Consider the following 23,924-nt stretch of genomic DNA (forward strand, 5'->3'; position numbering starts at 1 on the left):
GGCTGGGGCCGCGGGGTCTTGGGGGTGGCCCCCTTGGCCGGGCGCTCGAACTTGTAGCCGACGTTGCGCACGGTGCCGATCATCTGCTCGTGCTCGGGGCCGAGCTTGGCGCGCAGGCGACGGACGTGGACGTCGACCGTCCGGGTGCCCCCGAAGAAGTCGTAGCCCCAGACCTCCTGCAGCAGCTGGGCGCGGGTGAAGACGCGGCCCGCGTGCTGCGCGAGGTACTTGAGCAGCTCGAACTCCTTGTACGTGAGCTCGAGGGTGCGCTTCTTGAGGCGCGCGGTGTACGTCGCCTCGTCGATGACCAGCTCGCCGACGCGCAGCTCCGCGTCGACCTGCGAGGAACCACCGTCACGCGTGGTGACCAGGCGCAACCGCGCGTCGACCTCGGCGGGACCGGCTGTCGGCAGGAGGATGTCGTCGGTGCGCCATTCCGCGCTGACCGCGACCAGGCCGCCCTCGCCGACGACCGCGATGATGGGGGTGGTGGCCTCGTCCTCGCCGGTGCCCTTGAGCAGGCGGCAGAGGCTCTTCGCGGAGGCCAGGTCGGTGCGCGCGTCGAGCACGATCACGTCACGGTGGCCCGCGTCGAGCAGGGCCGTAACCTCGGGAGCGCGTACGCGTACGGTGTGGGGCAGAAGATCCAACGCGGGCAGCACCGAGGTGGCGTCGGGTTCCGCGGTCAGTACCAGAAGGTCCAGGCTCATCGCCGCACCGCCGTCTCTTTGTCGTCGCCTCAAGCGTGGCTGCAGTCGGTGCTAAGTGAGAATAGCGGGTGAACGCCCGGAACACCTCCCCCATGCTGTATCGATCACACCTGGTGAAACGCACTGGGGCGGGGTTGTGACCGAACGAAGGAGAACGGACGCGATGGTGAGCAGGCCTGTGGCCCGGGACGACCGACCGGTCGGCCAGCCGGACAACCGGCGGCGCGGACGGCGCGTGCGGCGGTGGGTCATCGTCCTCGTGGTGCTGGCACTCGTGCTGGTCGGGGCCGACTTCGGCGCCGCGGCGTACGCCGAGCACACGATCTCCCAGAAGGCCCGCGAACAGCTCGGCAACCTCAGCCAGGACCCGTCGGTCACGGTGCACGGCTTCCCATTCCTGACCCAGGCGCTGTCCGGTGACTACAGTCACATCAGCGTCTACGCGGCCGGGGTGCCGGTGCAGGACAAACTGCGTGACGTCGAACTCAGCGCCGAGCTGGAGAACGTGACGGCGCCGCTGTCGGACCTGTTGGCGGGCAACACCAAGACGATCAAGATCGGCTCGCTCAAGGGCCAGGTCACCGTCAAGGCGAGCGACTTCGCGCGGTTCTCTCCGCTGGACAAGGTCCAGCAGCTCAAGATCGAGCCGGTGACGGAGGACTACGTCAAGAGCGGCGATTCCGGCCAGGCCGAGAGCACGCCCACCCCGACGGTCACGCCGACCGACGCCGACGGCCAGCCCATCGACAGCTCGACGGCCGGGATCCGCATCTCCGGCTACGTCCAGGTCGCCGGGCAGAAGGTGGAGATTTTCTGCTTCGCGCTGATCTCGGTCAAGGACAAGAAGATCGAGATCAGCCCGAACCGGCTGCAGTTCGGGAATGACAAAGAGACCACCGTCGTTCCACCGGCAGTGCAGAAGGCGCTGCTGCCGAACTTCCGGGCCACCATCAACGCGGGTGACCTGCCGTTCTCGGTGACGCCGACCGCGGTCCGGGTCAACAGCGGCTCGGTGACCATCAAGGGCGAGGCCAAGAACGTCACGTTCACCGGCCAGCCCGCGAAGGGGTGATCCGCCATGGCGGGGTTGTGGGTATTGCTGGGCACGCTGGTGCTCGGCCTGCTCGCCGGAGCGGTGCTCCGCGCGCGTAACGGCAAGGTCCGTGCCGCGCGTCCGGCCGCGCCTTCACGCGCGCTGCCCGCCCCCGTCGCCGAAGCGCTCGAGCCCGCCACAGCGGTGACGCTGGTGCAGATCTCCACCACGTTCTGCGCCCCCTGCCGTCACACCCGCGCGGTGCTGTCCGCACTGGCCGACAGCACCGACGGGCTCCGGCACGTCGACATCGACGTCACCGACCAGCCGGACGTCGCGAAGGAGCTCGGCGTGCTCCGCACCCCGACAACGCTCGCACTCGCCTCGGACGGCCGTGAGCTGCTACGCGTCGGAGGCGTCCCGAAGGGCGCGACGCTGCTGGAAGCGCTACGCCCCCACCTCTCTCCCGTGCGATGAAACGCCCGGTAGCAGGGAACTCCCGGACTTTGGGAATCGTCCCAAGGAATGAACGGTGTTCCCACCCTGAGGGAGCTCTGGGTACTCTCGTGCCCGTGTACAGGCTTCCGCTCACCTTGCTTACGCAGCGCCGCGCAGTAGACCTGTGCCGCGTGCGTAGCAGCCTGTGTCCGGCTTGACCGCGTCGCCGCAGAAGCGCGTCCGAAAGCAAGCCGCCGAACACTGAGCGGCGCCGTGTCACCGCAAGATCAGCCTCCCTCATGAAGCCTGAAGCGCAGGAGGACCCATGTCCGCAGGACCGGCAGTGGACCCGCGTGGTCCCCGTTTCTCCGCCATCCTGACGACGGTCGTGCTCGCGGTCGTGCTGGTCACCCAGTGGTGGCCACTGCTCGCCGCGCAGACCGTGGTGTTCGCGATCGGGGCGTTCGTGGGGCTCAAGCCGGCGCCGTACTCGCTGGTCTACCGCTACCTGGTGGCGCCACGGCTCGGCCCGCCGCGCGAGCGGGAGGACGCGGCGCCGTTGCGGTTCGCGCAGGCTGTCGGTTTCGTGTTCGCGCTCGTGGGCACCGTCGGTTTCGCCGTCGGCATCGTCCCGGTCGGCATCGTGGCGACGGCGTTCGCGCTGTTCGCCGCCTTCCTCAACGCGGCGTTCGACTTCTGCCTCGGCTGCGAGATGTACCTGCTCATCAAGCGGTTCAGCCCCAGCCCCCGCGCTTCCTGAACACCTCGTCACCCTCCATCGATCACCAGAAAGCGAGTGCCGTTTCCATGAGCCGTGAAGAAGTCCTGGTCACCACCCAGTGGGCCGAAGAGAATCTGGACACCCCCGGTGTCGTGTTCGCCGAGGTCGACGAGGACACCACCGCCTACGACAACGGCCACATCCGCGGCGCCGTGAAGCTCGACTGGCGCAAGGACCTGCAGGACGGCGTCCGCCGCGACTTCGTCGACAAGGCGGGCTTCGAGAAGCTGCTGTCCGAGAAGGGCATCTCCAACGACGACCAGGTCGTCCTCTACGGCGGCAACAACAACTGGTTCGCCGCGTACGCCTACTGGTACTTCAAGCTCTACGGCCACGACAACGTCCAGCTGCTCGACGGCGGGCGCAAGAAGTGGGAGCTCGACGGCCGTGAGCTGAACGCCGAAGAGGTCAAGCGCGCCGCGACCGGCTACACCGCCAAGGAGCAGGACCTCTCGATCCGTGCCTTCCGCGACGAGGTCGTCCAGGCCATCGGCGCCAGCAACTTCGTCGACGTCCGCTCGCCCGACGAGTTCTCCGGCAAGCTGCTCGCGCCCGCGCACCTGCCGCAGGAGCAGTCCCAGGTGCCCGGCCACATCCCGGGCGCGCTGAACGTGCCGTGGGCCAAGGTCGCCAACGAGGACGGCACCTTCAAGACCGAGAAGGAAATCACCGAGCTCTACGCGGACGAAGGCCTCGATACGGCCAAGTCGACCATCGCGTACTGCCGGATCGGTGAGCGTTCGTCCATCGCGTGGTTCGCGCTGCACGAGCTGCTCGGCCACTCGGACGTCAAGAACTACGACGGTTCATGGACCGAATACGGCTCGCTGGTCGGCGTGCCGGTCGAGTTGGGAGCGAAATAATGGCTGACGACGGTTGCGGCGCCCCGGCCCAGGAGGCCACCCCCGCGAACTTCGACACGAACGGCCAGGTCGTGCTGGCCGGCAAGGTGACCGGCACCGACGGCCCGGTCGGCGGCGCGTTCGTCCGGCTGCTCGACGGCGGCGGCGACTTCACCGGCGAGGTGGTCTCGTCGGCCGACGGCGACTTCCGCTTCTACGCCGCCCCCGGCGACTGGACCATTCGCGCGCTGCACCGCAGCGGCAACGGCGAAGCGTCCGTCACCGCTGAGGGCCCCGGCCTGCACCAGCTGGCGATCTCGGTCGCGTAAGGCGTGCAAAAGGGGACTTTCACCAAGCCTGCCTGGTGAAAGTCCCCTTCGTCATGTCCGGCGTCGTCGCGGTGCTCGCCGGGATCCGCCCGATCACCGAGTCCACCGTCCAGGCCCACGGCAGAGCGACTCCGTGACCGTCCTCACGGCGCCGACCCTGCGAGCCGCCGGGTGGGCGACCAGGGACTATTGTGCTTCTCGTGGAGATCCTGTTTACGACGATGCTGATCCTCGCGGGCATCGCGATCACGTGGTTCGCCGTCTACGTCGTCTATCGGCTGTACGCCGACCAGCGCTGACCCATGGGCGCCAGTGGCGACGACGCCATCCAGGCCGCGGAGAAACGTGCCGAGAGCACGGCCGCGCGCAACCTTCCCCAGTTCGACGACATGCCCGTCCCGGGTGACACGGCGAACCTGCGCGAAGGCGCGAACCTCAACGACGCCTGCCTCGCGCTGCTGCCGCTCGTCGGCGTGTGGCGCGGCGAGGGCGAGGTCGACTACCCGACGATCGAGGGCCCGCGCCGCTTCGGCATGCAGCTCACCATCGCCCACGACGGCCGCCCGTTCCTGATCCACGAGGCCCGCTCCTGGCTGCTCGACGAGGACGGCAAGGTCATCCGGCCCGCCGCCCGCGAGTCCGGTTTCTGGCGCCCGCAGGACGACGACACCGTCGAGCTGATGCTCGCGCACAACACCGGCATCATCGAGCTGTTCTACGGCGCCACTCGCGGCCAGGCGTCCTGGGAGCTCGGCACGGACGCGGTCGTCCGCTCTGCTTCCGCGAAGGACGTCACGGCGTCGCAGCGGCTTTACGGCCTCGTCAACAACGGCGACCTCGGTTACGTCGAGGAGCGCGCCATGATGGGCCAGGAACTGCAGCCGCACACGTCGGCGCTGCTGCGCCGCGTGGTGGGCTGAAAGCGAGAACAGGCCCCGTGCGGTGGCGGCGGTGTGGGGAGCACGCCGCCCTGTTCGACTGTGACTCGCTCGCGCGGATGCGCGCGGCGCACGCCACGGTGTCCGCGGCCCGTCCCAGCGGCGTGGTCGAGCTCGTTCCCGGCGCCCGCGTGCTGCTCGTGACGGAACGTCCCGGCTCAGGCGCGCTCGAAGCCGTCCGCGCGCTGCTGGACGACGCTGACCTCGACCATCCGCCCGCCGGTGACGCCCGCGAAGTCACTCTCGACGTCCACTACGACGGTGAAGACCTGGAGCTCGTCGCGAAGGACGCGGGGATGAGCGCCGGCGACGTCGTCGAGCTGCACACCAGCGCGGAGTACACCGTCGCGTTCACCGGGTTCGCCCCCGGTTTCGGTTACCTGACCGGCCTGCCGGAGGCACTGCGCCAGCCCCGGCTCCCGACGCCAAGGACGCGTGTCCCGGCCGGTTCGCTGGGGATCGCGGGCGAGTTCACCGGCGTCTACCCCCGCGAGTCGCCCGGCGGCTGGCGGCTGCTGGGCCACACCGGCGCCGTGCTGTTCGACCCGCGCGCCGAACGTCCGTCGCTGCTGGCGCCCGGGGTCCGGGTGCGGTTCCGGAGCGTGCCTTGAGGGCACTCGAAGTGGTCGCGACCGGTCCGCTCGCGCTCGTCCAGGACCTCGGACGACCCGGTCACGCCCATCTCGGCGTGCCGCCGTCCGGCGCGCTCGACACCGGCTCGCTGCGGCTGGCCAACCGGCTCACCGGCAATCCCGAGTCCGCTGCGGGCATCGAGTCCGTGCTGGGCGGGCTGGTGCTGCGGGCCCGGTCGTCCTGCACCGTCGCGGTGACCGGACCGGTGGTGCGTGTCCGCGTCGACGGCCGGGACCGCGGCTCCCACGTCGCGATCCACCTGGGTGAAGGCCAGACGCTGACGATCGGCACCCCCGGCGAGGGCCTGCGCTGCTACCTGGCGGTGTCCGGCGGCCTCGCGGCCGAGCCGGAGCTCGGCAGCCGGTCGGCCGACGTCCTGTCCGGTATCGGCCCGCCGCCACTGCGCGCCGGGGACGTCCTCCCGCTCGGCACGCCCGGCGGCGTCCCGGCCGGGGCCGACGTCGTCGTGCCGTTCCCGACCGGCGAGACGCTGACCCTGCCGGTGACGCTCGGCCCGCGGGCCGAGTGGATCGCGGACGTCGAACGCGGGCTGGCCGAGTGGTGGACCGTGACCGCGGAGTCCAACCGCGTCGGGCTCCGGCTGGATGGGCCCGTGCTGCGCCGCGCCGCCGCCTACGCCGACGACGAGCTCCCGAGCGAAGGTCTCGTCACCGGCGCGATCCAGGTACCGCCAAGCGGGTTGCCGGTGGTGTTCCTTGCCGATCATCCGACGACTGGGGGTTACCCCGTGGCCGCCGTGGTGAGAGCAGTATCACTCGGAGCGCTAGGACAGGCACGCCCAGGAACCCTGGTGCGGTTTCAACCGTCCAGATAAGCGTGGAACAGGTAACGGTGAGCGGTGGCACGGGTGTCATCGACACGAACTCGGCGGTAACCAAACCGGAACTGCCACAGGCGCTCGGCATCGCACTCGCCACCGGGCAGCTCCGGCGGCCGCTCGTCCAGACGCTGCGGCCGCTGCTCGACCTGCTGGCGGACGGGCCCTACCGGATCGACGGGCCGGAACGGCTGGAGGACGAGCGCGTGCTCACCCCGACCGGCGGCTGGCCGCCGCCCGACACCACCCGCGTCGAGTACTACCGGACCGCGATCCAGAGCGGGCACCGGCCGGTCGCCGTGCTGCTGGAGGCCGGTGACCAGGGCCTCATCCTCGACGGGCACCACAAGATCGCCGCCTACCGCGCGGAAGAGGTGTCCCCTTCGGTCCTGCGGATCAGCAGTTCGAAGTGACCGCGTACTCGGCTTCGTAGGCCGCCGCGAGCTCGTCGTGCAGCACGCCTGGATCGCGCAGCTCCCGGCCGTCCAGCGTGTGCACGCGCGCGAGCTTGCGCACCGAGGACGCGAGCAGGACGGCGTCGCCTTCGTACAGGTCGGCGACCCGCAACGGCTCGACCTTGACCGACCAGCCAGCCCGCTCGGCCCCGCGGAACAGCGCGGCCTGCGTGGTCCCCGGCAGGATGCCGACGTTCGACGGCGGCGTGTAGAGCGTGCGATCCCTGGCGAGCACGACCGTCGAGGTCGGCCCCTCCAGCACCGAGCCGTCGGCGGCGGTGAAAATCACATCTCCGGCGCCCCGGCGCTCGGCTTCACGCAGCGCGGCCATGTTGACCCCGTACGACATCGTCTTCGCGCCGAGCAGCAGCCAGGGGGCGCGCTCGGCGAGGCCGGGCTCGAAACCCCGCTCCAGCGTGATCGCCGAGACCCCGTCGACGCGGGAGCGCAGCACCTTCGCGGGTACCTCCGAAGCCAGTGCGAACCCGGTGGTCCGGTGCTCGGGATCACCCTCGATTCCCCTGGTGAGGACCAGTTTCAGGACGAACTCCGGCCCCCCGGCCCAGGTCCGCAGCACCAGCTGGACGACCCGCTCCCAGTCCGCCAGAACGGGCTCGGGCAGGTCCATCATCGCCGCCGAGCGGGCCAGCCTGTCCAGGTGCGCGGCCAGTTCCCGCGGCTTTCCGCCCGCCACGAGGATCGTCTCGAACACCCCGTCGCCGCGGAGCAGTCCCAGATCGTCCACCCGCAGGTGGGCGAGGTCGGGGTCGGCCAGGGTTTCGTCGAGGAAGGCGAGGACGCGCATGACGACACGGTACTCACCTAACATGGGATGTATGTCCTACCGCTCCCCCCTGCTGGACCTGCCCGGATCGATCGCGACCCCCGAAGGCCACCCCGAGGCGGGAGTGCCGTGGCACTGGGGAGACCCGTTCGCCGAGCAGCGGACGGCGGCGCGCGGCGCGGTCATCATCGACCGTTCGCACCGCGAGATCCTGTCCGTGACCGGCGAGGAGCGGCTGTCCTGGTTGCACCTGGTGATCTCCCAGCACATGACGGAGCTCGCCGAGGGCGCCGGCACCGAGGCGCTGGTGCTCGACAGCCTCGGCCGCATCGACACGCACATGGTCGTCGCGCACGCGAACGGCACGGTGTGGCTGGACAGTGACGCCGGCGCCGAGGCGACCAGCGCGCTGCCCTCCGGCGGGCGGCAGACGCTCAAGGACTACCTCGAAGCGATGAAATTCTGGTCCAAAGTGGACATCCGCGACGTCACCGGCGAGCTGGCGCTGGTCAGCGTGCTGGGCCCCGACGCGGATCGCGTGCTCGGCGCCGCCGGGGTCGAGGTCGGGCCGGAGCCGTACGCCGTGGTGGCGCTGCCCGGCGGCGGGTTCGCCCGCCGGATGCCGTGGCCGGGGCGGTCCAGTGTGGACCTCGCGGTCCCGCGCGCGGACCTGGCAGGCTGGTGGAAGCGGCTGACCGACGGCGGGGCGCGCCCGGCGGGCAGCTGGGCGTTCGACGCGCTGCGGGTCGAGTCCCTGCACGCGCGGCTCGGCATCGACACCGACGAGCGGGCCATCCCGCACGAGGTCAACTGGGTCGGCTCCGCCGCGCACGTCGCGAAGGGCTGCTATCGCGGGCAGGAGACGGTGTCGAAGGTGCACAACGTCGGCCGCCCGCCGCGGTACATGGTGCTGCTGCACCTGGACGGCTCCCCGGCGGTCACCCCCGAGACGGGCGACCCGGTACTCCACGGCGAGCGCACGGTCGGCCGGGTCGGCAGTGTGGTGCAGCACCACGAGCTCGGACCGATCGCGCTCGCGCTGGTCAAGCGCTCGACCCCGGTCGACGCGGAACTGCTCGCCGGCGTCGAGGACAGGGTGGTCCAGGCCGCGATCGACCCGGACTCGATGCCCACCGAGCACGTCGCCCCCGGCCGTGAAGCGGCCCAGCGGCTTCGTGGCTGAACCGAAGCTGGCGTGAGCAGGAGATGTAGAGCAGGATGACCCCGTGATCGAAGTCCGGCCAGGTGGTCGCCGTCGCATCGACCGCGTGCTCGCCCCCGGCTACCTGCGGGAACTCGGCGAGTTGCCGCTGTCCACCCTGCGCGAGCGCCGCGACGAGGCCGCTCAAGAAGAGACCGACCTGTCGTACTTGCGCCGGCTGCTGCACGCGCGCATCGACATCGTGCGCGCCGAGCAGCAGCGCCGCACCGGCGGCGGCGAGGCGGGCAGCATCGTGGACCAGCTGGCGACGATCCTGGCCGACAACGCGATCGGCCCGGCGACCGGTTCCGGCCGCCATCAGCAACTCGAGCCCTCACGCGCGGGTGAGCACCGTCGTCAGGCTGAAGCGTTGGTGGGCGATACGGACTTGTCCGACGTCGGCGCGCTCTCGAATGACCAGCTGGACTCGGTCCTGACGACTTACGGCGACGAAGAGACGTCGGTGTCGGCTCGCCGCCGCGAGGTCCAGGGTGTGATGGACACGATCAACGCCGAGATCGGCACCCGGTACCGCACTGGGACGGCCTCGGTGGATGACCTGCTGGACACCGAGCGACGCGGCCCCACTCCGGCGTGACCGTCAACCCTGAACTGGTCCAGGTGGTCCGCTCCGGGTTCGTGGAGAGCACCCATCGCGGCTCGCTGGTCATCACTCGGCCGGATGGCACTGTCCAGTTGGCGCTGGGTGCAGTGGATCGGCCCGTTTTTACCCGATCGTCCAGTAAGCCCTTACAGGCCACCGGCATGCTGCGTGCTGGGCTGGAAGTGGATGACGAGGACCTGGCGTTTGCCTGCGCTTCGCACAATGGCGAGCCGGGGCATGTGGCCAGGGCGGTCGCCATGCTGGCTGCCGCTGGTCTGGATGAGTCGGCGCTGGTTTGTCCGCCGGACAATCCCCTGCATGAAGGCAGTCGGGTCCCCGGCGAACAGCCCCGGCGCGCGGCGATGAACTGCTCCGGCAAGCACTCGGCGATGTTGATGACCTGTGTCCAGCGGGGGTGGGCGACACAGGGGTACGAGCAGCCGGATCATCCGCTTCAGCAGGTGATCGCTGAGACGATCACGGCGCTGACCGGGGAGTCTGTGGCGGCGACCGGGGTTGATGGGTGTGGGGCTCCACTTCTGGCCTTCTCCCTGACAGGGCTGGCCAGGGCTTTCTCTCGGCTGGTTGTGGGGGCGGATTCTCGTGTCGCTGACGCGATGCGGAGGAGTCCTTGGCTGGTGGCGGGTACCGGTCGGGAGGACACCGTGTTGATGCGTGCGGTGCCGGGGCTTTTGATCAAGGGTGGGGCCGAGGGGGTTCATGCGTTCTGTCTCGCGGATGGGACCGCTTTCGCCTTGAAGGTCGACGATGGTGCTCAGCGGGCACGGCTTCCGTTGCTGCTGGCGGCGCTGGGGTACCTGGGGGTGGGGGGGGGGCCGGAAGTGGCTGGGCTTCCGGCCAATGTCGTGCTGGGCGGGGGTCATCCCGTAGGGACCTACCGGGTTGTGGCTCCGCTTTAAACGAGCCGCCACGGCTTGGGGGTGGTGGTCGCGGTGTGGTGGGCGGGTCCTGAGGTGCGGTTAGGAGCCTGTGTTTTTTGGCCAGCGCGCTCACAAACTCGCGCCGCCAGGCCGCCCCGGCCCCCAGCGTAAGCGCGGGTTTTGCTTGAAGGGGGGCGACCTGCCGTCGCGAGTTGGGAGGGCCTGACGGCCCTGAAAGAGGGCGCGCGGCGGTGAAGTCTCCCCTCGCAGGGCTCGGGGAGACGCTGGGGCTGGGGCGGACCGTGGGGGTTGGTTTTTGTTTTTGTTGTTGGTGTTGGGGTTGGGGTTGGTTAGTTGGCGTGTTCGCGGGCTGCTACTTCGCTCCAGAACTCTCTTAGGTCGGCGAAGAGGGTGGTGAGCTCTTCTGGGTTGCCGGTGCGTAGGGCTTTTAGGATTTCGTGGACTTCTTCGGCTGTTGTGTCTGATTCGAGGATGGGGTTTGAGAGGAGCTGGACTATTCCGCCGTAGTCCAGCTCGACTACCGAGCCTGGGGCGAAGTTTTCCAGCCAGCGGGTGGTTTCCTGGAGTACTCGGCTGGGGCCTGAGTCGCCGAATGTTGCTTCGAGCAGGTGGGTGGCTTCCGTGGCTCGGTCCAGTGCCTGCTCGATGGGCGTTCGCCACGAGAGCTCGCGGGCCTGGTCGTATTGGCCGGTTCCCAGGTTGAGGCGGCGGTCTGGTGGGTCGATCAGGGCAAACCAGGGCAAGGGGACGGTCCAGGTGGTGGTCAGCATGTGTGCCGCAGGCTTGGCCAGGTCGCTTAGTGCCGAGACCGCGCGGCCGCGGACCGTCTCGTTGGTCGCGCCGCTCGCGTCGAGCACCGCGTTGCGTAGGGCTGGGTGGGCGTCGGCGAGGAAGGTGACCAGGGAGGCGGCTGAGCGGGCTCGTAACTCGAGGGGGCAGATCAACGGCCCCTCGCCCTCGCCCTCGTTGGGGTGCAGCACCAGGATGTCGGTGAATGTGCTGGGCGCGGCGCGGCCGTCGGCCAGCTCTGCGGGCAGGAGTCGTACTGGCAGTGCGGTTTGTGACTTGAGCCACATCTCTTGTTCGCGGCGGCCCAAGCCGGTGCGGGTCAGCTCGGCGGTCTCGACGGCTTTCAAGAGGCGCGGGTCCGGTGGGTCACCCAGCGCGAGCAGGGGTTCGTACACGCGGAGGTAAGCCACGAACGGACGGAGCACGGGAGCATCGTGGCACGTCGACCTGCGACGACGGTCATCGACCGGCCGGTAACCGGTGTCCGGGAAACACTGTCGCGTCCGGCACACCGTGCCACGTCGCATCCCACCCCCGGGACACGGTACGGTGTGAACAGGAAAAGTTGTCGAGACGATGCGGGGCCGCCGATTCCCCCGGCCGCCCCGCCCCTGTGCGAGGGGGTCGAGCCATGGGGCGCGGCCGGGCTAAGGCCAAGCAGACGAAGGTGGCGCGCGAGCTCAAGTACAGCTCGCACGAGACCGACTTCGATGCTTTGCAGCGCGAGCTGTCCAGTAGTTCTCCTGAATACAGGCATGAGGACGAAAAGCAGGACGAAGACCCGTATGACGGGTACGACGAATATCGTCGTTGAGCACTCGTGACGCGCGAGGGTGGGGCCGGGTGAGCCCGGTTACCACCCTCGTGGGTTGCGTGCTGCCCACTTTACCTCTGCCTGAGTGCGTATAAGGAGCGTTGCGGGTGACAGACATAACCAAGGTCGGCGTAGTTGGTGCCGGCCTGATGGGCTCGGGTATCGCCGAGGTGCACGCACGATCCGGTCTGGACGTGATCGTCACCGAGGTGAACCAACCGGCGCTCGACGCCGGGCGGGCCAGGATCGAGAAGTCGCTCCAGCGCGGCGTCAAGAACGGCAAGCTGGCAGCCGAGGACGCCGAAGCGGCGCTCGGCAGGCTGCGGTTCACCACCGAGATCGGCGAGTTCGCCGACCGTGACCTGGTGATCGAGGCGATCCTCGAGCAGGAGCAGGCCAAGGTCGACGTGTTCCGCACGCTCGACAAGGTCGTCGAGCGCGAGGACGCGCTGTTCGCGTCGAACACCTCTTCCATCCCGATCATGAAGCTGGGCATGGCGACGAGCCGTCCCCAGCAGGTGGTCGGCATCCACTTCTTCAACCCGGTGCCGGTGCTCCCCCTCGTGGAGCTGGTCCCATCGCTGCTGACCGGTGAGGACACCATCAGCCGCGCGGAAGGCCACGCCACCGGGGCGCTCGGCAAGACGGTGATCCGTTCGCAGGACCGGGCCGGGTTCATCGTGAACTCGCTGCTCGTGCCGTACCTGCTCTCGGCGATCCGCATGATCGAGTCGGGTTTCGCCTCGGCGGAGGACATCGACCGCGGCATGGAGCTCGGCACCGCGCACCCGATGGGCCCGCTGCGGCTGTCGGACCTGATCGGCCTGGACACCATCAAGGCGATCGCGGACTCGATGTACGCCGAGTTCAAGGAGCCGTTGTACTCCTCGCCGCCGCTGTTGCTGCGCATGGTCGACGCCGGCCTGCTCGGCAAGAAGACCGGCCGCGGCTTCTACTCGTACGCCTAGGACGCAATTTTCGTCGGCGGGACAGCTCCTTCTTGGGCTGTCCCGCCGACTGGCGTGCCCGTTTCACTGCGCCACCTCCGTCGCGGGGTGACCACGTTCGTCTTCGCGACGGGCGGCAACTCGAGCATGCACGGCTGGTTACCGGGGGCCAGGATTTCGAACTGCCTGCCGCCACGGGCGAAGAAGACCTGCACGATCGCCGGGAGGTCCGTCCAGAACCCGGACTCGTTGCCAGGCGAAACCTTGACGACACGGGCCATCGGCCCCAGTCGCCACAGCTCGAGAGACTTCAGCCGGGTCCGCCGCTTGCCGTACACCAGCTCGTCCGCCGAGATTCCGGGCAGGCAGCGCGAGCGTTCCCTCGGGTGCCCTTGACGGCCAGCCACAGCAGCACCGCCGCGACGAAGAACCCGACAATGAAGAAACACATCACCTGCCCCCGTTCCTCCGCCGCAGATTAGGTCGGTGGAGGTCGCCGGAGAGGCCGCTGACCCGTCAAGGCCAGGGCGGCCGGGCGGAGGTGGGCGCGGAAAGCGAGCGCGGCCACACATACACTGCCGACCGTGGGACAGGGACAGCTGCGAGTAGGCCTGATCGGCACCGGACCATGGGCGCGGACGGTGCACGCGCCCGGGTTGGCGGACCACCCCGGGATTTGCCTGACCGCGGTCTGGTCACGCCGCCCGGAGGCCGCCCAGGAGCTCGCCGACGCGCACGGCGCGCGGACCGCCGGCAGCATCGAGGAGCTGTTCTCCCAAGTGGACGCGGTGGCGTTCGCGGTCCCGCCAACGGTGCAGGCCGAGTACGGCGTCCTCGCCGCGGAGGCGGGCAAGCACCTGATCCTGGAGAAGCCGATCGCGGCCGACCTGGCCGGAGCGCAGCGGCTCGCGGACGCCGTCACCGGCGCCGAAGTGACCGCGCTGGTGGTACTGACCTTGCGTTACGCGGCCCAGACCCGGGCCTGGCTGGCCGGGATCGCCGAGGCAGGCGACTGGCGCGGCGGCGGCGCGCGGTGGCTTTCGGGCGCGCTGCTCGGCGGCATGTACGAGAGCTCACCGTGGCGGACGGACGCCGGAGCGCTCGCCGACATCGGCCCGCACGCGTTCGACCTGCTGGACGCGGCGCTGGGACCGATTACCGAGGTGCTCTCCGCGCATCGCTCGGAAGAGGACCTCTGGGACGTCACTTTCGCCCATGAGAGTGGCGCGACGAGCACCGCGACGTTGTCGCTGCGGCTGCCGGTGCAACCGAGCGTGGTCGAACTGGCGGTCTGGGGCGAACACGGTTACCGCACATTGGGGCGCAAACCGGGCGCGGCGCAGGAGTCCTACACGGCGTTACTGGACGACTTCGCGGCCATGATCGCGAGCGGCACGACGACCCATCCCTGCGACGTGCACCGGGGCCTGCACCTGCAGCGGCTCATCGAACGCGCTCGGGAACTCGCCGGTAGCGCAAAGTAGTACACAGGCTTCTGACCTGCGTTACGGTTGCCGTGTAACGCTTTTCACGTTCGGCCGGAATTTCTTCCACAGGGTTGTCCACAGCCTCCACTGTGGACGATCCGAGCCCGTAGCAGCCCGTGCGACTGAACCACGGCCCCGCCGCGCGCGCCACTCCAAGATCACCACATAGTGCACCCCGTTGAACATGCCGAGTGGATCTTGCGGTGCGAAGGTTGATCTTGGGAGGGTTCGGAAGGGGGTCACGGTGAGTGACTTACTACGCGCGTTCGGGGCCATGATCCCGTTGACGATGATCGCGTTCTCCTACGCGCTGCTCGCCTGGCCACTACTGGCGGCCCGGCGCCGTCGAAGACACCCAGTGCGCACGGCCAGCCTGACGGCCGCCGTCGACGTGGCCGCCGTGACGCTCGGCCTGCTCGCGTTGTGCCTGGTCACGATGCCCGTGGGCGATTCGGGCACCAGCACTCTCGACCTCACCCCCGGCACCGACCTGGTCGCCGCGTTCGCCGACGACGGCTCGATCTGGCAACTGCTGGGCAATCTGCTGATGCTGGCCCCGCTCGGCGCGCTGCTCCCCCTGCGCGTGCGCGGCCTGCGTTCCCTCGGCCGCATCGTGCTCGCCGCGCTGATCGCGTCCACGCTGGTGGAAGGCGTGCAGTACCTGATGCACGCGGGCCGGGTCACCTCGACCGACGATGTCCTGCTCAACACCACGGGCGCGGCCGTCGGCGGCCTCCTGAGCCGCCGCCGCTGGCACAGCCTCGACGTCCGCCCCACGCCACCCCCGTTGCCCCAGCGCATCCCGGCCCAGGTCCGCCGCACCGTGTGCGAATCCCCCACCCGCACCCTGCGAGTCCCCCGCTCGGTCTGGGACACCCGCTACGCCGCCGCTGGCCACCCCGCGGCAGTCCAGCCCGAAGCCCACTGAGGAAATAAGTTGCCCCTGAAGGCCACCTTCACGGCGTTTTACGCCGTGAAGGTGGCCTTCAGGGGCATTCAAAACGTCCGCCCCGGGCGGTGAAATTCGCTTGCCCGCCGTGGGACAGTGGCTTGACCAGCACCTTCGAGAACGAGGACTGCCTCATGACTGGCGCCTACCTCGGCGTCGGCCGCTGCTAGGGCCGACGCCGTCGCCGCAGAGCACTCCGCACGCACGCCTGACCGCGTGCGTTCTTCCGTCGTTCTCGAAAGGCGCTTCCAGAAATGCATGACCTTCAGTCGTACATCCGCACGACCGCGGCGCGTGGCCGTGAAACCGAGCAGGTCGGGCCGTTCCTGGCCACCTTCTCCCCGCACTCGGACAACCCGTTCCTCAACTACGCCATCCCCGACGACGACTCCGTGCCCACGGTGTCCGATGTGGACGGTCTGATCGAGGCCTACCGGCGGCGAAGCCTGAGCCCGCGCCTCGAATTCCTCACCGAGGCCGCTCCGCAGGTCGAAGCGGTGCTGGCCGAGCGCGGGTTCGCCCTCGAACGGCGGGTCCCGCTGATGATCTGCCCGCGCGACGAGGTCACCGCGCAGCGCGTGCCCGAGTGCGTCGAATTGCTCACTCCCGACCTCGACCTCGAATACCGGGCGATGATCGAGGCCCAGAACGAGGCATTCGGCGAGACCGGCCCGATCAGCGACGAGGACGTCGACCGGGCCCGTGAGCTGCCGGAACGGGGCGGGATCGCGCTATTGGCGGTGCACGCCATCAGCGGCGACCCGGTCGGCGGCGGGTTCGCGACCGCGCTGCTCGACGGCACCACCGAGGTGGCCGGGATCGGCGTCCGCGAGAAGTACCAGCGTCGCGGCGTGGCGGGCGCGATCGTCGAATCGCTCACCCGCGAGGCCCACTCGCGGGGCGCGCACACGGTGTTCCTCACCCCGGGCCACGGCCCGGCGCAACGCGTGTACACCCGGGTCGGCTACCGCACCGCAGGCGAGTGCGTCCACCTGTCGATCGCGTAAGTCCCTGAAGGCCACCATGAGGGCGTCTAAGTCCCTCATGGTGGCCTTCAGCGCACACCGCAATCGGTTAAGTCGGGATCGAGCGGTGACCGGCCCTGAAGGCCACCTTCACGGCGTCTAACGCTGTGAAGGTGGCCTTCAGGGGCAGTAAATCTCAGGGGTCGAAACGGCCCGCGCGGCCGCGCTTCACGTCGCTTCGCCGCTTCTTCGAAGCGAGCCGCCGCTCCTTCGAGCCACGCGAGGGCTTCGTGGGGCGGCGCTTCGGCGAAGGCGCTGCGGAGGCGTCCAGCAGCAGGTTGGCGAGGCGGCCACGGGCTGCTTCGCGGTTCATCAGCTGGGAGCGCTGCTCGCTGGCCGCGATCGTCAGGACGCCGTCGACCAGGCGGGCCGAAAGCCGGTCCAGCACGCGATCCCGCAGGTGCTCCGGGATGGCTGCCGAACCGGCCACATCGAACGAGAGCTCCACGCGCGAGTCCGTGGTGTTGACGCCCTGGCCGCCCGGCCCGGAGGACCGGGAAAAGCGTTCGGACAGCTCAGCGGCCGGTACCACGAACCGGTCGCCGACCACCACGTCCTCTGCCATGCGTCCAGTGTGACAGCGCCACACACGACAGCGGTAGCGGGTTTTGTACGTAACAGCGCCCGGCGAGAACTCAGAAGCGCGGGTGGTCGCCCGACAGCACGGCGCGGGCGCCGTCCGGGTTCTCGGCGGGCTGGATGTCGCCGAGGATCCAGGCCGGGACGTGCCGGGCGGTGAGCATCGCGAGCGCGCGGTCGACGTCGTCGGGGGCGACGATCGCGACCATGCCGACGCCCATGTTGAACGTCTTTTCGAGCTCGGCGCGCTCGACCTTGCCGAGCTGGCCGATCAGGGCGAACACCGACGCGGGCGTCCAGGTGCCGCGTTCGAGCTTCGCGACCAGGCCGCGCGGGATCACGCGGGCGAGGTTGGCTTCGAGGCCGCCGCCGGTGATGTGCGAGAACGTGCGGACCTCGGTCTCGGCGGCCAGCGCCAGGCAGTCCTTCGCGTAGATCGTGGTCGGTTTGAGAAGCTCCTCGCCCAGCGTGTGGCCGAACTCCTCGACGTGCCCGCCGAGCGGCATGCGCGCGATGTCCAGCAGCACGTGGCGGGCGAGGGAGTACCCGTTCGAGTGGAGTCCGGACGAGCCGAGCGCCAGCACGACGTCACCCGGACGGACGCGCTCCGGGCCGAGCAGCAGCGACGCCTCGACCACGCCGACGCCGGTGGCCGACATGTCGTAGTCGTGCTCACCCATCAGCCCGGGGTGCTCCGCGGTCTCGCCGCCGAGCAGCGCGCACCCGGCCTGGACGCAGCCCTCCGCGATGCCGCCGACCAGCGCGGCGATCTTCTCCGGGTACACCTTGCCCACGGCGATGTAGTCCTGCAGGAACAGCGGCTCGGCGCCGGTGACGACCAGGTCGTCGACCACCATGGCGACCAGGTCGATGCCGACCGTGTCGTGCTTGTCCAGAGCCTGCGCGACGGCGATCTTCGTGCCGACGCCGTCCGTGGACGAAGCCAGCACGGGCTCCTTCCACTTGCCGAGCTTCAGCGAGAACAGCCCGGCGAACCCGCCGACCCCGCCCAGCACCTCGGGCCGCGTGGCCCGCTCGGCGTGCGGTTTGAGCAGCTCGACGGCTTGATCACCAGCGTCGATGCTGACTCCGGCGGCGGCGTACGTGGCGCTCGTGGACTCGCTCACGGAAGCGGACTCCAAATCTGGGTTAACGGAAAAGAAACAGGCTAGGGACGCCGGACGGCGTCTTCGGCACCGTACCCGGCCGGGGCGACGGGCTGCGCCGCGCCATTGACCGAGTCCAAGCTGTCGAGCAGGTGTTTCCCGAGCAGCGCGTCGTCGGGCAGCGCGATCGGGTACTCACCGGAGAAGCAGGCCGTGCACAACCGCGTCTTCGGCTGCTCCGACGCCGCGACCAGGCCGTCGAGCGAGACGTAGCCCAGCGAGTCGGCGCCGATGGACCGGCGGATGCCGTCCAGGTCGACGCCGTTCGCGACCAGTTCGGCGCGGGTGGCGAAGTCGATGCCGTAGAAACACGGCCAGCGCACGGGCGGCGAAGCGATCCGGACGTGCACTTCGAGCGCACCTGCCTCACGCAGCATGCGCACGAGCGCGCGCTGGGTGTTGCCGCGCACGATGGAGTCGTCGACGACGACCAGGCGCTTGCCGCGGATGACGTCGCGCAGCGGGTTCAGCTTCAGCCGGATCCCGAGCTGCCGGATGGTCTGCGAGGGCTGAATGAAGGTCCGCCCGACGTACGCGTTTTTCACCAGTCCCGTGCCGTACGGGATGCCTGACGCCTGTGCGTAACCGATCGCGGCGGGCGTCCCGGACTCCGGCACCGGCATGACCAGGTCGGCCACCGCCGGATGCTCCACGGCGAGGCGCTTGCCGATGTCGACGCGCGTGGCGTGCACGCTGCGGCCCGCGATCGAGGTGTCGGGGCGCGCGAGGTAGACGTATTCGAACACGCAGCCCTTGGGCTCCGGGGTCGCGAACCGCGACGAGCGCAGGCCCGAGGCGTCGATCGCGATCAGCTCGCCGGGCTCGACCTCTCGGACGAACGACGCGCCACAGATGTCCAGTGCGGCCGTCTCGCTCGCGACCACCCAGCCGCGCTCCAGCCTGCCGAGCACCAGCGGGTGCACGCCGTGCGGATCACGTGCCGCGTACAAAGTGGACTCGTCGGCGAAGACCAGGCAGAAGGCGCCCTTGACGGTGGGCAGCAGCTCCAGCGCGGCGGCCTCGATGCCCTTGTCGGCCGAGTTCGCGGCGAGCAGCCCGCAGATGAGGTCGGAGTCGCTGGACGACCCGGTGAGCCCCATGTGCGGCTTGAGTCCGGCCGCCGCGGTGCGTTCCCGCAGCTCAGCCGTGTTGACAAGGTTGCCGTTGTGGGCGAAAGACAGCCCGCTGCCCGTCGGCGTGGTGCGGAAGATCGGCTGCGCGTTCTCCCAGATCGTCGCGCCGGTGGTCGAGTAGCGGCAGTGGCCGACGGCGATGTGTCCCTGCAGTGACTGCAGGACCTGCTCGTCGAACACCTGGCTGACCAGGCCGAGGTCCTTGAAGACCACGATCTGCGAGCCGTCCGACACCGAGATCCCGGCGGCCTCCTGGCCGCGGTGCTGCAGGGCGTAGAGGCCGTAGTAGGTCAGCTTCGCGACCTCTTCCCCAGGTGCCCAGACGCCGAAGACGCCACACTCCTCGCGGGGTTCCGGATCTGGCTGGTCGGTATCGGGCTGTCCGGTGACGGACGGGTCGGAAACCACCGAGGTGCTCCCAAGAAGACGTGGGCAGGCCAAGGCCAGTGTAAACGCTGCGGACATGAACCAGGCCCCGCCCGACGTGGTTCTGACCACTTCGGACGGGGCCTGAAGTACTTCTGGTGCCGCTCAGCCAGCGGCCAGCCACTTGGAGTTGCCGGTGGCGCCGGACACCCAGCGGCCCTTGACCCTGGCTTCGGCCGGGGTGAGAAGCGCGCCGGGGGTCCGCTCGTCGGGGAGCGCCAGCAGTTCGGTGAGCACCGCGGCCGCCTCTCCGCGAGAACGCCACAGCCACTTCGACGGCTCGAAGATGTCCTCTTCGGTGCCGGGCATCCTGGTCGCGGTGACGTCGTCCTCGGCGTTGAGCCGGACGACGTCGACGACGTTGTCGTGCACGCGGACGCCGACCACGGCGAGTACCTCGCCGTGCTTGTCGCGCGGGTGCACGAACTGGTAACCGCGGTTGATCAGTTCCTGCAGGCCGGACTCGATGTCCGTGATCTCGGAGGCGACGACGTCAGTGGAGGACATCGTCGAACTCACCGTCCTTGGCGCCCGCGAGGAAGGCGGCCATCTCGGCCTGGGTGTAGACGAGGGCCGGGCCGGTCGGGAAGCGCGAGTTGCGCATCGCGATCTCGCCGTTCGCCAGCGGGGCGACCTCGACGCAGTTGCCGACGGCGCCGCTGTAGCTCGCCTTGCGCCACTGGGCGCCGGACAGACGATCGGCCGGAATACCGTTTTCGAACTGTTCCGCCATGTCATTCACCTTCCCGAAGGGATGCCCGGGGATCTGCGTCTGCGGGCTATGCATCTGCATGTGCATTTGACTGAGACTTCGAAGTTAGCACGTGTGGCTGCAGCGGTAAATGCACGTGCAGAATTTTTTGCAAACTTCTCACGAAGAGACGAAACACTTGAACAAAAGTTATCTAACGGGTGACGAAGCAACACTCGATCGAGTGAACTCTTACAAGGGTTACCGAGAAAAATCGCTCAGAGCGAGAGTTAGATGAGCCGGGCTCAGATCTCCGAAAGCCTCTTGGACATCGTCTGACGGCTGCGTTCCGGCGTCTCCGCGTCGACCGCCAGCCTGTCCAGCGAGCGGCTGTAGACCTCGAGCTCTTCGCGCTTCTCGATGTACATCGCGCCGGTCTGGTACTCGACGTACGCGATGTTGGGCAGCTCCGGCTCGGAGAACCGCAGCAGCGAGAACGCGCCTTCGGCGGGGTACCCGCTGCGCGCGTACGGCAGGATCTGCACCGAGACGTTCGGCTGGCTGGTGATGTCGAGCAGGTACTCGATCTGATCCTTCAGCGCCCTGGTGCCACCGATCGGCCGGTACAGGACCGACTCGTCGAGCACCATCCACAGCCGCGGGGCGTCCGGGCGGCTGAGCATCTTCTGGCGCCGCTTGCGCAGCGCGACCCGGCGCTCGACGTCGTCGTCGGGGATGCCGGGCTGGCCGTGGCTCACGATCGCCCTGGCGTACTCCTCCGTCTGCACCAGGCCGGACACGAACATCGGCTCCCAGACCTGGATCCGCGCGGCGGCCTCTTCGAGCCCGACCAGGTCGTTGAGCCAGTTGGGCATGAGGTCGCCGTAGCGCCGCCACCAGCCGGGTTCGTTCGACGCCTTCAGGTTGTCGAGGAAGTTCTGCTGCCGCACCGGCTCGGTGATGCCGTACATCGTCAGGAGATCGGTGACGTCGCGTTCCTTGAAACCGACGCGCCCCAGCTCAAGACGGCTGATCTTCGATTCGGACCCGCGAATGCTGTAGCCGGCCTCGGAGCGGGTGATGCCCGCGTCCTCCCGCATCTTGCGCAGCTGGGAGCCGAGAATCATGCGGCGCGCCGTCGGGCCGAGATTCTGCTCGCCGGACGGACTGCGTTCCACACCGGGTTCCTCACCTGACGCGTTGACCGCGTTCATGACCGGACCTTCCTACACAAACGCCGACTCGACAGGGGGATTCAGCCCGGCTACTGAACGTACACGCCCAGCGCGGGACGTCAAGTGGACGCCATGGTTTACGCCATGAGCGCATGCCCCTACCCTACGTGGGGTCAGCGACCTTCGACACATTTCTGTGAGGTTCAGATGCCCGATGCGCCCGCCCGTTCCGACCGTCCCGCCCCAGTAGGTGTGGATCCCACGAGGGCCAGCATCGCGCGAGTCTACGACGCCTTCCTCAACGGCAAGGACAACTACGAGATCGACCGCGACGTCCTGCACAAGGTGCAGCAGGCCGCTCCCGAAGCGCAGGACCTGGCCACCGAGAACCGCGGTTTCCTGATCCGCGCGTGCCGTTTCCTGGCCAGCCAGACGAGCATCACGCAGTACCTCGACCTGGGATCCGGCCTGCCGACGGCCGAGAACACCCACCACGTCGTGCAGCGGATCAACCCCGAATCCACCGTCGTCTACGTCGACAACGACCCGGTCGTGCTCGCGCACGGCCGCGCGCTGCTCGAGGAGAACGACCACACGCACTTCGTCGCGGACGACATCTTCGAGCCGGACGCGCTGCTGCAGAACGAAGAGATCCGGCGCCACATCGACTTCAGCCAGCCGCTGGTGGTGCTGCAGATGGGCACGCTGCACCACTACACCGGCACCCGCGCGGAAGCCGCCGCGATCATGCGGAAGTACATCGACGCGATGCCGTCCGGGTCCTACGCGGGGATCTCGCACTTCCTCGACCCCGAGAACGAGCTGTCCAAGACCGCCCGTGAGATGGAGAAGTTCTTCATCCACAGCCCGATGGGCTCCGGGTCGTTCGCCACCAAGCCGGAGATCGAGGCGCTGTTCGGCGACCTCGAGATGGTCGACACGAGTGTGCTGGGCAACCCGGGCGTCTCGCTCTGCGCCGACTGGTGGCCGGACGGCCCCCGGCTCAAGGAGCTCAACGCCGCGCAGCGCACCATCGCCGGCGGCGTCGGCCGTAAGAAGTAGTAACTGCCCCTGAAGGCCACCATGAGGGACCTAGAGTCCCTCATGGTGGCCTTCAGGGGCTTTCAAGCACGGACGATCGGCAGCCAGTGGGCGAGGTCGGCCCGGGTGCCGGAAGCGGTGACGCGGCCGGTTTCCAGCGCGTCGGGCCAAAGCAGGCGGCCGGTGGCGAGTTCGAGCCAGGTGCGCGGGTCCATCTCGACGACGTTGGCGGGCGTGCCGCGCGTGTGCCGCGGGCCCTCGACGCACTGCACCGCCGCGAACGGCGGCACCCGGACTTCGACGCTGCGGCCGGGCGCGACGGCCGCGAGCGTGCGCAGGCTCAGCCGGACCGCGGCGGCGAGTTCCGGCCGGGCCGGAGCGGATCCTTCGCCGCTCAACCAGGCGGAAACGGCCTGCACCGCGACACGTAACTCAGCGGGGTCGACCGAACGCGAAGAGGCCATGGGAGAACAGTAGAGTGACGCACCAAGAACATTCGGGCACCCGGAACGTGGGGACGGCTTCTATGGCGCAGCGGGACGAGGCAGACCGCTTGGTTTCACGGACCACAGCGGGAAAGCCGAAGATCACCGAAGAGATGCGCGCCAACGCCAGGGCCAATCCGAACAGCTGGCTCTATGTCATCGACGAGGCCTTCGACCCCGGCGGCCCGGTCCCCTCGTGGGCCGTCGTCGGTGCGTACCCGGTGAACGCCGCGGGCAAAGTCGTCGAGGATTTCCACCCCAACGACCGCTACCGCCCCTCGCCGAAGGCGCTCGGTTTTCCCGAGCCAGCCAACGAGCTCGAGCGGCTGCTGCAGCTGGTCCGGACCAATCACCGGCCCGCCGACGACCTCCCCGGCGGAGTCCTCGACGCGACTCTGTTCGTCTACGCGATGTCACCGGTGCAGCGCACGGTCATCGGCTTTCACAACGTCGACGGCCGCGTGCTCGTCCCGGCGTACACGACGAAAGCGCTCGTGCCGCGCGAATGGCCGCACGCGCGAGCCGTGCTGGGCCGGGACATGGTCCCGCTGCTCGCCGGGCACGCCGTGGCGATCAACCCGCACGACCTCATCACCGCGGTCATCCCCGCCGAGCACCTCGTGAAGGCGATCGCCGACGAACAGCGCTGAACCCTGCCGATGATCTTCACCTGGGCGTGCCACTCTTCCGAGTGACACCCGACTCGCACATCCGACTCGATCGAGGCAT

At 69.0% G+C, this 23,924-nt stretch carries 30 protein-coding genes; 19 read left to right on the plus strand and 11 right to left on the minus strand.

The genetic code is table 11. The features are described from left to right. The coding region (locus tag QMK34_RS17175) for a winged helix-turn-helix transcriptional regulator (RefSeq protein WP_326415019.1) at nt 1-710 on the minus strand (710 nt) is incomplete at its 3' end. 163 nt (nt 711-873) lie between these two features. Between QMK34_RS17175 and QMK34_RS17180 the strand changes: the two genes are divergently transcribed. The 9 genes from QMK34_RS17180 (at nt 874) to QMK34_RS17220 (ending at nt 6,955) form a co-directional block, all read left to right on the plus strand. Further along, nucleotides 874-1,782: an LmeA family phospholipid-binding protein gene (locus QMK34_RS17180; protein WP_326415020.1), complete on the plus strand. Its 909-nt coding sequence runs from the start codon at nt 874-876 to the stop codon at nt 1,780-1,782. A 6-nt stretch (nt 1,783-1,788) separates the two neighbouring features. Next, nucleotides 1,789-2,220: a TlpA family protein disulfide reductase gene (locus QMK34_RS17185; RefSeq protein WP_326415021.1), complete on the plus strand. Its 432-nt coding sequence runs from the start codon at nt 1,789-1,791 to the stop codon at nt 2,218-2,220. 286 nt (nt 2,221-2,506) lie between these two features. Continuing rightward, nucleotides 2,507-2,941, plus strand: coding sequence for a DUF4395 domain-containing protein (locus tag QMK34_RS17190; protein WP_326415022.1), 435 nt, complete (start codon nt 2,507-2,509; stop codon nt 2,939-2,941). A 47-nt stretch (nt 2,942-2,988) separates the two neighbouring features. Further along, entirely contained in the window at nt 2,989-3,825 is an 837-nt protein-coding gene (locus QMK34_RS17195; RefSeq protein WP_326415023.1) for a sulfurtransferase, read from the plus strand. Continuing rightward, the gene (locus QMK34_RS17200; RefSeq protein ID WP_326415024.1) at nt 3,825-4,133 is read left to right on the plus strand and encodes a DUF1416 domain-containing protein; all 309 of its coding nucleotides are present in this window, start codon (nt 3,825-3,827) and stop codon (nt 4,131-4,133) included. The genes QMK34_RS17195 and QMK34_RS17200 overlap by 1 nt, the downstream gene beginning before the upstream one ends. A gap of 302 nt (nt 4,134-4,435) precedes the next feature. Further along, entirely contained in the window at nt 4,436-5,053 is a 618-nt protein-coding gene (locus QMK34_RS17205) for an FABP family protein (protein ID WP_326415025.1), read from the plus strand. 17 nt (nt 5,054-5,070) lie between these two features. After that, nucleotides 5,071-5,682 (plus strand): 5-oxoprolinase subunit B family protein, encoded by a 612-nt coding sequence (locus QMK34_RS17210; RefSeq protein ID WP_326415026.1) that lies wholly within the window; start codon nt 5,071-5,073, stop codon nt 5,680-5,682. Next, nucleotides 5,679-6,539 (plus strand): biotin-dependent carboxyltransferase family protein, encoded by an 861-nt coding sequence (locus QMK34_RS17215; protein ID WP_326415027.1) that lies wholly within the window; start codon nt 5,679-5,681, stop codon nt 6,537-6,539. Before QMK34_RS17210 ends, QMK34_RS17215 begins: the two co-directional genes overlap by 4 nt. A gap of 2 nt (nt 6,540-6,541) precedes the next feature. After that, nucleotides 6,542-6,955, plus strand: a complete 414-nt coding sequence (locus QMK34_RS17220) for a hypothetical protein (RefSeq protein WP_326415028.1) — start codon at nt 6,542-6,544, stop codon at nt 6,953-6,955. On the opposite strand, the gene QMK34_RS17225 is transcribed toward QMK34_RS17220, so the two are convergent. Then, nucleotides 6,939-7,802, minus strand: coding sequence for an aminodeoxychorismate lyase (locus QMK34_RS17225; RefSeq protein ID WP_326415029.1), 864 nt, complete (start codon nt 7,800-7,802; stop codon nt 6,939-6,941). The genes QMK34_RS17220 and QMK34_RS17225 overlap by 17 nt on opposite strands. A 31-nt stretch (nt 7,803-7,833) precedes the next feature. Here QMK34_RS17225 and ygfZ point away from each other — a divergent pair, with 31 nt between their 5' ends. The 3 genes from ygfZ to QMK34_RS17240 are packed head-to-tail and all read left to right on the plus strand — an operon-like array spanning nt 7,834 to nt 10,506. Continuing rightward, on the plus strand, nt 7,834-8,964 hold the full coding sequence (gene ygfZ, locus QMK34_RS17230) for a CAF17-like 4Fe-4S cluster assembly/insertion protein YgfZ (protein ID WP_326415030.1): 1,131 nt from the start codon (nt 7,834-7,836) through the stop codon (nt 8,962-8,964). A gap of 43 nt (nt 8,965-9,007) precedes the next feature. Then, the gene (locus QMK34_RS17235) at nt 9,008-9,580 is read left to right on the plus strand and encodes an RsiG family protein (RefSeq protein ID WP_326415031.1); all 573 of its coding nucleotides are present in this window, start codon (nt 9,008-9,010) and stop codon (nt 9,578-9,580) included. Further along, complete coding sequence (locus QMK34_RS17240; protein ID WP_326415032.1) at nt 9,577-10,506, plus strand: asparaginase; 930 nt, start codon at nt 9,577-9,579, stop codon at nt 10,504-10,506. The genes QMK34_RS17235 and QMK34_RS17240 overlap by 4 nt, the downstream gene beginning before the upstream one ends. A 311-nt stretch (nt 10,507-10,817) precedes the next feature. Here QMK34_RS17240 and QMK34_RS17245 read toward each other — a convergent pair whose 3' ends face one another. Next, nucleotides 10,818-11,702 carry a hypothetical protein gene (locus tag QMK34_RS17245; protein ID WP_326415033.1) on the minus strand — a complete coding sequence of 295 codons (885 nt, stop codon included), beginning with the start codon at nt 11,700-11,702 and terminating at the stop codon, nt 10,818-10,820. Nucleotides 11,703-11,908: 206 nt separating this feature from the next. Here QMK34_RS17245 and QMK34_RS17250 point away from each other — a divergent pair, with 206 nt between their 5' ends. Then, nucleotides 11,909-12,091, plus strand: coding sequence for a DUF3073 domain-containing protein (locus QMK34_RS17250; RefSeq protein ID WP_326415034.1), 183 nt, complete (start codon nt 11,909-11,911; stop codon nt 12,089-12,091). A gap of 107 nt (nt 12,092-12,198) precedes the next feature. Next, on the plus strand, nt 12,199-13,059 hold the full coding sequence (locus QMK34_RS17255; protein WP_326415035.1) for a 3-hydroxybutyryl-CoA dehydrogenase: 861 nt from the start codon (nt 12,199-12,201) through the stop codon (nt 13,057-13,059). On the opposite strand, the gene QMK34_RS17260 is transcribed toward QMK34_RS17255, so the two are convergent. Beyond that, nucleotides 13,056-13,445, minus strand: coding sequence for a hypothetical protein (locus QMK34_RS17260; RefSeq protein WP_326415036.1), 390 nt, complete (start codon nt 13,443-13,445; stop codon nt 13,056-13,058). The genes QMK34_RS17255 and QMK34_RS17260 overlap by 4 nt on opposite strands. Before the next feature lie 177 nt (nt 13,446-13,622). Between QMK34_RS17260 and QMK34_RS17265 the strand changes: the two genes are divergently transcribed. The 3 genes from QMK34_RS17265 (at nt 13,623) to QMK34_RS17275 (ending at nt 16,481) form a co-directional block, all read left to right on the plus strand. Then, nucleotides 13,623-14,522, plus strand: a complete 900-nt coding sequence (locus QMK34_RS17265; protein WP_326415037.1) for a Gfo/Idh/MocA family protein — start codon at nt 13,623-13,625, stop codon at nt 14,520-14,522. Nucleotides 14,523-14,769: 247 nt separating this feature from the next. Further along, nucleotides 14,770-15,453 (plus strand): VanZ family protein, encoded by a 684-nt coding sequence (locus QMK34_RS17270; RefSeq protein WP_326415038.1) that lies wholly within the window; start codon nt 14,770-14,772, stop codon nt 15,451-15,453. Between the two features lie 275 nt (nt 15,454-15,728). Beyond that, entirely contained in the window at nt 15,729-16,481 is a 753-nt protein-coding gene (locus tag QMK34_RS17275) for a GNAT family N-acetyltransferase (RefSeq protein ID WP_326415039.1), read from the plus strand. Between the two features lie 154 nt (nt 16,482-16,635). Here QMK34_RS17275 and arfB read toward each other — a convergent pair whose 3' ends face one another. The 6 genes from arfB to QMK34_RS17305 all read right to left on the minus strand — a co-directional run bounded on the left by arfB (nt 16,636) and on the right by QMK34_RS17305 (nt 21,708). Then, nucleotides 16,636-17,064: an alternative ribosome rescue aminoacyl-tRNA hydrolase ArfB gene (gene arfB / locus QMK34_RS17280; protein ID WP_326415040.1), complete on the minus strand. Its 429-nt coding sequence runs from the start codon at nt 17,062-17,064 to the stop codon at nt 16,636-16,638. Nucleotides 17,065-17,134: 70 nt separating this feature from the next. Then, a complete protein-coding gene (purM, locus tag QMK34_RS17285; RefSeq protein WP_326415041.1) occupies nt 17,135-18,205 on the minus strand; it encodes a phosphoribosylformylglycinamidine cyclo-ligase in 1,071 nt (356 codons plus the stop codon). Between the two features lie 41 nt (nt 18,206-18,246). Next, complete coding sequence (gene purF, locus QMK34_RS17290) at nt 18,247-19,785, minus strand: amidophosphoribosyltransferase (RefSeq protein ID WP_326415042.1); 1,539 nt, start codon at nt 19,783-19,785, stop codon at nt 18,247-18,249. Nucleotides 19,786-19,908: 123 nt separating this feature from the next. Beyond that, a complete protein-coding gene (locus tag QMK34_RS17295) occupies nt 19,909-20,310 on the minus strand; it encodes a hypothetical protein (RefSeq protein ID WP_326415043.1) in 402 nt (133 codons plus the stop codon). After that, nucleotides 20,297-20,536 (minus strand): DUF397 domain-containing protein, encoded by a 240-nt coding sequence (locus QMK34_RS17300; RefSeq protein WP_326415045.1) that lies wholly within the window; start codon nt 20,534-20,536, stop codon nt 20,297-20,299. Before QMK34_RS17300 ends, QMK34_RS17295 begins: the two co-directional genes overlap by 14 nt. A 263-nt stretch (nt 20,537-20,799) precedes the next feature. Beyond that, complete coding sequence (locus tag QMK34_RS17305; RefSeq protein WP_326415046.1) at nt 20,800-21,708, minus strand: helix-turn-helix domain-containing protein; 909 nt, start codon at nt 21,706-21,708, stop codon at nt 20,800-20,802. 168 nt (nt 21,709-21,876) lie between these two features. Here QMK34_RS17305 and QMK34_RS17310 point away from each other — a divergent pair, with 168 nt between their 5' ends. Then, entirely contained in the window at nt 21,877-22,731 is an 855-nt protein-coding gene (locus tag QMK34_RS17310; RefSeq protein ID WP_326415047.1) for an SAM-dependent methyltransferase, read from the plus strand. A gap of 62 nt (nt 22,732-22,793) precedes the next feature. Here the strand turns inward: QMK34_RS17310 and QMK34_RS17315 are convergent, their stop codons facing one another. Continuing rightward, complete coding sequence (locus QMK34_RS17315; RefSeq protein WP_326415048.1) at nt 22,794-23,174, minus strand: sterol carrier family protein; 381 nt, start codon at nt 23,172-23,174, stop codon at nt 22,794-22,796. Between the two features lie 62 nt (nt 23,175-23,236). On the opposite strand from QMK34_RS17315, the gene QMK34_RS17320 reads away from it, so the two are divergent. Continuing rightward, nucleotides 23,237-23,845: a type VII secretion system-associated protein gene (locus QMK34_RS17320; protein WP_326415049.1), complete on the plus strand. Its 609-nt coding sequence runs from the start codon at nt 23,237-23,239 to the stop codon at nt 23,843-23,845. Nucleotides 23,846-23,924: the final 79 nt, after the last annotated feature.

Source organism: Amycolatopsis sp. H20-H5, assembly GCF_035828755.1.
GTDB lineage: Bacteria > Actinomycetota > Actinomycetes > Mycobacteriales > Pseudonocardiaceae > Amycolatopsis.

What these genes read in the sequence shown, in the direction of transcription:
- QMK34_RS17180 (WP_326415020.1), top strand. Translation starts at nt 874, where the DNA reads ATGGTGAGCAGGCCTGTGGCCCGGGACGACCGACCGGTCGGCCAGCCG.
- QMK34_RS17185 (WP_326415021.1), top strand. Translation starts at nt 1,789, where the DNA reads ATGGCGGGGTTGTGGGTATTGCTGGGCACGCTGGTGCTCGGCCTGCTC.
- QMK34_RS17190 (WP_326415022.1), top strand. Translation starts at nt 2,507, where the DNA reads ATGTCCGCAGGACCGGCAGTGGACCCGCGTGGTCCCCGTTTCTCCGCC.
- QMK34_RS17195 (WP_326415023.1), top strand. Translation starts at nt 2,989, where the DNA reads ATGAGCCGTGAAGAAGTCCTGGTCACCACCCAGTGGGCCGAAGAGAAT.
- QMK34_RS17200 (WP_326415024.1), top strand. Translation starts at nt 3,825, where the DNA reads ATGGCTGACGACGGTTGCGGCGCCCCGGCCCAGGAGGCCACCCCCGCG.
- QMK34_RS17205 (WP_326415025.1), top strand. Translation starts at nt 4,436, where the DNA reads ATGGGCGCCAGTGGCGACGACGCCATCCAGGCCGCGGAGAAACGTGCC.
- QMK34_RS17225 (WP_326415029.1), bottom strand. Translation starts at nt 7,802, where the DNA reads ATGCGCGTCCTCGCCTTCCTCGACGAAACCCTGGCCGACCCCGACCTC.
- ygfZ (WP_326415030.1), top strand. Translation starts at nt 7,834, where the DNA reads ATGTCCTACCGCTCCCCCCTGCTGGACCTGCCCGGATCGATCGCGACC.
- QMK34_RS17250 (WP_326415034.1), top strand. Translation starts at nt 11,909, where the DNA reads ATGGGGCGCGGCCGGGCTAAGGCCAAGCAGACGAAGGTGGCGCGCGAG.
- QMK34_RS17275 (WP_326415039.1), top strand. Translation starts at nt 15,729, where the DNA reads ATGCATGACCTTCAGTCGTACATCCGCACGACCGCGGCGCGTGGCCGT.
- arfB (WP_326415040.1), bottom strand. Translation starts at nt 17,064, where the DNA reads ATGGCAGAGGACGTGGTGGTCGGCGACCGGTTCGTGGTACCGGCCGCT.
- QMK34_RS17295 (WP_326415043.1), bottom strand. Translation starts at nt 20,310, where the DNA reads ATGTCCTCCACTGACGTCGTCGCCTCCGAGATCACGGACATCGAGTCC.
- QMK34_RS17300 (WP_326415045.1), bottom strand. Translation starts at nt 20,536, where the DNA reads ATGGCGGAACAGTTCGAAAACGGTATTCCGGCCGATCGTCTGTCCGGC.
- QMK34_RS17305 (WP_326415046.1), bottom strand. Translation starts at nt 21,708, where the DNA reads ATGAACGCGGTCAACGCGTCAGGTGAGGAACCCGGTGTGGAACGCAGT.
- QMK34_RS17310 (WP_326415047.1), top strand. Translation starts at nt 21,877, where the DNA reads ATGCCCGATGCGCCCGCCCGTTCCGACCGTCCCGCCCCAGTAGGTGTG.
- QMK34_RS17315 (WP_326415048.1), bottom strand. Translation starts at nt 23,174, where the DNA reads ATGGCCTCTTCGCGTTCGGTCGACCCCGCTGAGTTACGTGTCGCGGTG.
- QMK34_RS17320 (WP_326415049.1), top strand. Translation starts at nt 23,237, where the DNA reads ATGGCGCAGCGGGACGAGGCAGACCGCTTGGTTTCACGGACCACAGCG.